Source organism: Yinghuangia sp. YIM S09857 (assembly GCF_051388915.1).
Classification (GTDB): domain Bacteria; phylum Actinomycetota; class Actinomycetes; order Streptomycetales; family Streptomycetaceae; genus Yinghuangia.
Map to the genome: position 1 here is coordinate 50,510 of NZ_JBPKBH010000012.1, position 3,116 is coordinate 53,625.

3 protein-coding genes are annotated in these 3,116 nt (G+C 73.5%); 1 reads left to right on the plus strand and 2 read right to left on the minus strand.

Translation table 11 applies throughout. The annotated features are described in order from the left end of the window. Positions 1–66: 66 nt before the first annotated feature. Both ACRX5S_RS24525 and ACRX5S_RS24530 read right to left on the minus strand, forming a co-directional pair. Positions 67–645, minus strand: coding sequence for a TetR/AcrR family transcriptional regulator (locus ACRX5S_RS24525; protein ID WP_436775236.1), 579 nt, complete (start codon positions 643–645; stop codon positions 67–69). 10 nt (positions 646–655) lie between these two features. After that, positions 656–1,957, minus strand: coding sequence for a glycoside hydrolase family 1 protein (locus ACRX5S_RS24530; RefSeq protein ID WP_436775237.1), 1,302 nt, complete (start codon positions 1,955–1,957; stop codon positions 656–658). 124 nt (positions 1,958–2,081) lie between these two features. Between ACRX5S_RS24530 and ACRX5S_RS24535 the strand changes: the two genes are divergently transcribed. Next, a partial coding sequence (locus tag ACRX5S_RS24535; RefSeq protein ID WP_436775238.1) for a family 20 glycosylhydrolase occupies positions 2,082–3,116 on the plus strand: 1,035 nt, incomplete at its 3' end.

A 3,116-nucleotide genomic window follows, 5' to 3' on the forward strand; every position in this document is an offset into this window, starting at 1 on the left:
GGATCCTTGCCGGATCCCGCCGCTTCCCCGTGCCGTGCGTGCGGCATGGTGCGCGCCGCCCGACCGTCAGCCCTCCACCGGGGAGTCCAGCAGGGCCAACACGTCCTTGAGCGGCTGCTCCATGTCGATCGACCGGTCGTTGAGCCACTGCAACTGGATGCCGTCGACCACCGCCAGCAGCAGCGTCGCCAGGCGGTCCGCCGGAACCGGGACGGTCATGCGCCCGGCCGCGGCGCTCTCGCCGATCATGTCGGCGATGCGCGCCCGCAGGTCCGGGTAGCGCTCGGCGAAGAAGGCATGTGCCGGGTGCGCCGGGTCGCTTCCGGCCGCCGCCATCGACACGAACAGCTCGACAAGGCCCGGGGTTTGGGCGCCCTCGCGGATGCGCGCGAGATGCCGCTCCACCCCCTCGGCGGCCTCCCAGCGCTCGCGCCCCGCCTCGTCGCGGGCCCGGAGGACCTGCACCAGCAGGTCCTCCTTGGAGGCGAAGTAGTGCATGAGGCCCGGCAGGCTGAGGTTGCAGCGGGCCGCGACCTTGCGCAGCGACGTACCGCGGTACCCCTCCTCCGCGAACGTCTCCAGCGCCACCTGGAGGATCTCGCGCCGCTTCGCCTCGCCCTTCTCATAGGGGCCGCGTTTCGCCATGGCAGCCACCCTAGTGCGCGGTCGGCGCCGTGGCCGGGCGCAGCTCGCGGGCCAGCGCGCCGAGCCAGCGGGCGGACGGCTTGGCCGTCCGCGCGAACGTGTCGCGGTCCACGGCGATGAGCCCGAACGTGGGCGTGTAGGAACCCCACTCGTAGTTGTCGACGGCGCTCCAGTGCAGGTATCCGCGCACGTCGATCCCGTCGCGCATCGTCTCCGCGAGCGCCTCCAGCGCCCCCGTGGTGTACGCGACGCGCCGCTCGTCGTCGGCGGTCGCGATGCCGTTCTCGGTGACGAGGATCGGCACGTCGGGGCCGACGACCGAGGCGGTGTGGCGCACCGCGTGGCCGACCGCCTCCGGGTAGAACTCCCATCCGGTGATGGTACGTTCAGCCTCGTCGGGGACCGGGAGCGGACCGTCCGGGCCGATCCGCGTACGGGTGTACGACTGCACGCCGACCCAGTCGTCACCGCGGGCGGCGTCCAGGAACACGTCCTCGCGCGGCCACGCGTGTGCCGTCGCGACCGCCTCGGCGCCCGGCTCGGGCTGGTAGACCTGGTTCGCGACCGTCCAGCCGACCCGCAGCCCGGGGTCCGCCGCCTTGAGCACGGCGGTCGCGGAGCGGTGCGCGCGGATCAGGGCCTCGGTGACCGCGGCGTCCGGCACCACGGTCGCCGCCGTCGCCGCGACCCCCTCGCGCCCGCCGTCGAGCCGGTCGGCGTCGAGCCGGTCGGCGGCCGGGCCGTCGCCGCCGACGAGACCTCGCACGATCGTGGCCATCAGCGCGATCATGTTGGGCTCGTTGATGGTCGCGACGTACTCCACGCGCCCGTCGAGGATGTCGAGCGCGGTCTCCGCGTAGCGGGCGAACAGCTCGGCGGAGTCCGGCGCTAGCCACCCGCCGCGCGCGGTGAACCAGTGCGGCGAGGTGAAGTGATGCAGCGTCACCACCGGGGTGAGTCCGCGTTCGCGGGCACCGCGGACCATCGCCCGGTAGTGCTCGACCGCGGCCCGGGACACGCGCCCCTGCTCGGGCTCGACGCGCGCCCACTCGATGCCGAACCGATAGGAGTTGAAGCCGAGTTCGGCGAGCAGGTCCATGTCCTGCGGCCAGCGGTGGAAGCTGTCCACCGCGTCCCCGCTCGGCGCCTCGAGGAAGCCGCCGCCCCCGGCGGTGCGCTCCAGTCCCCACCAGTCGCTGGAGGTGTTGTTGCCCTCGGTCTGGTGCGCGGAGGTGGAGGCGCCGAACAGGAAACCCGGTCTGGCGTGGAACTCCGCGGGCAACACCTGCGGGTGGTCGGGGGACGCGGCCATACGCGGGCTCCTTGCACGAGAGAGGCGGCTGATTCCGGCCGCCTCACAAAACGTTCATTGATCGGTTTTCATGTAGCCTACCTGCCTCGCCACCCGGCGGGAAACGCCCCGGATGGAGGAATCCGTGAACGCTCTGATCCCCCGCCCCACCGGTGCCGCCGCGCCGGCCGCCTCCGCCGGACCGGCCCCGCGCGGTGCCGCCTGGCACGTCACCTCCCCGCGACCCGAGCTGGACGCGGTGGTACGTGTCGTACGCGAACTGCTCGCCCCGCACGCGCGCGTCGCGGAGACCGCGGACGGCGTGGGCACGTCGGGCGCGGCGGGCAAGTCGGGTGAGTCGGGTGCGGTGGGCGCGTCGGACGCATCAGGCGCGTCGGATGCGGCGAACCCGCACGGCGTACTGACGCTGGAGCTGTCGTACGGAGAGGACGTCCCGACCGCGCGGCCGGTGGGCGTCACCGTCGGCGCGGGTGACGAGGCACACGCGGTCGTGGTCGGCGCGGACGGCATCGTCTGCCGGGGCCGTACCCCCGAAGGGGTCTTCCGCGCGGCGATGAGCGCCGTCCAGATGATCGCCACCGGCTCGGTCGCGGACCGGGACTTCACCGACGCGCCGCGCTACTCCTGGCGCGGGGTCATGGTCGACCCGGCGCGCTCGTTCATCGGCCTGGACGAACTGCGCCGCCTCGTGGACCTGGCGGCCCTCTACAAGCTCAACGTGCTGCACGTGCACCTGACCGACAACGAGGGCTGGCGGCTGGAGATCCCCGGCATGCCGGAGCTCACCGCCGACGGCCCGCACTACACGGCCGAGGAGTACCGCGCGCTCCAGGAGTACGCAGCGGCCCGGTTCGTCACGGTGATCCCCGAGATCGACCTGCCCGGACACTGCGCGGCGCTGCGCGCGGCCCGCCCCGGCCTGCCGCCCGCGCCCACTCCGCCGGAGGCCGCGGCGGTGCTCGAACGCCTCGGCGCCATCGCGAACTTCACCGCGCCCCTGGACCTCGACGACGCCGCCACCGCCGACCTCGTGAGGCGGATCTTCGCCCAGGTGTGCGCGTTGACCACGGGCCCGTTCGTGCACATCGGGGCGGACGAGGCCGCGGGCATGACGCACGAGAGCTACGTCTCGGCGGTACGGCACCTCCGCGACGCCGTG